At 34.9% G+C, this 1,661-nt stretch carries 1 protein-coding gene; it reads left to right on the forward strand.

Features of this window, described 5'->3' with window-relative positions; all coding sequences use genetic code 11:
• Nucleotides 1–1,491: DUF7507 domain-containing protein (locus DZ60_RS0121905; protein WP_025744136.1), on the forward strand; the 1,491-nt coding region annotated here is incomplete at its 5' end.
• Between the last annotated feature and the right edge of the window lie 170 nt (nt 1,492–1,661).

The raw sequence follows: 1,661 nt of genomic DNA on the forward strand, positions 1-1,661 counted from the left end.
ATAGGAACGATTACTAATGAAGATCCTTTGCCTACAGTTAGTATTGCAGACATAATGGTTGATGAAGGTGATGATGCTATATTTACAATCTCACTTACGAATCCAAGTAGTGAGGATATCACAGTTACCTTTATAGTTGATGATGTTGAGGCTATCGAGACAGATGATTATATAGAACCAACAACTCTAACTGTTATTATCCCAGCAGGTGATAGTAGCATAGATTTTACAGTTGTAACCGTAGAAGATATTTTAAGTGAACCGACAGAGACTTTTGAGGTAACTATTACAGATGTTCAAACAAATACAACGAATACAAGCCTAATGATTACCGATGATCAAGCTGTTGGTACTATAAATGACGACGAGATACCAGATCCGTCTCTTACATTTACAAAAACAGGAGAGCCAAATGGTTCATCACCAGGAGATATTATTACATATACATTTAGTGTACAAAATACTGGAAATACAATTGTTAATAATATAGTAATAGACGATATGTTAACAGGCAGTTCTAACTTATCATTGACTCCTTCTACTTTAGCACCAAATGAAATAGGTACCGCTACAGCTACTTATGAAATTACACAACAGGATATTAATTTTGGAGAAGTAATTAATAGCGCAACGGTAATGGGAGAAGATTGGTTCTCAACCCTGATGGATACTTCGGATAATGGAGATGAGTTAGTAGATGATGATGGTGACTCAGATCCCACAAACGACCCTACAATTACAATGATTGATCAATTTCCAAATCTTGCATTAACCAAAACTGGAAAATACATAGACACAAACAATGATGATCTTCCTAATGTAGGTGATCAAATAGAGTATACATTTACCGTAGAAAACACTGGTAACTTAGATCTTGTAAGTATTGTTCTTACCGATCCATTACCAGGTGTTGAAGTAACGGGAGGTCCTATTGATCTTGCTGTAGGAGAGTTTGATTCAACAAGTTTTACGGCATTGTATACATTGGTTGATGAAGATGTTCTTTCTGGTTTTGTGACAAATCAGGCTACGGTAACAGGAGAGGATACTAATGGGATTGTTGTAACTGACTTATCAGATGATCCGGATAATAATACTGATATCGATGTAGATGAAGATGGTGATGGAGAAGATGAAACTATTACTGTTATCGAGGGGGTATTCTCGGATTTGGACACAGAAAATGATTTGGTTATTTACACAGCACTTAGTCCTAATGGAGATGCTATAAATGACGAATTTAGAATTGTAGGATTGCGTAATTTTCCAAATAATACATTAGAAATATATAACCGCTGGGGAGTTAAAGTATTTGAACAAGACGGGTATGAACAACCAGGTGTTCGATTCTTTGAAGGGATTAGTAGCGGTAGAGTAACTATAGGAAAGAACCAAGAGTTACCTGTAGGAACATATTACTATGTTCTTAGTTATGAAAATGCCTCAGGAAGCAATGAGTCTAAGGCAGGCTACCTTTATATAAATAAATAATATATTCGGAATAGTATATATTTGTTATTCCCTAATCGAATTTAAATGCTTATGAATAAACAACTATTAAATATATTTATACTTGTGCTGTTAGGTGCTTCTCTAAACACCGTAATAGCACAACAAGACGCTCAATATACACAGTATATGTATAATACCATTAGTGTTAA

The organism is Aquimarina pacifica, from assembly GCF_000520955.1.
Classification (GTDB): Bacteria; Bacteroidota; Bacteroidia; order Flavobacteriales; family Flavobacteriaceae; genus Aquimarina; species Aquimarina pacifica.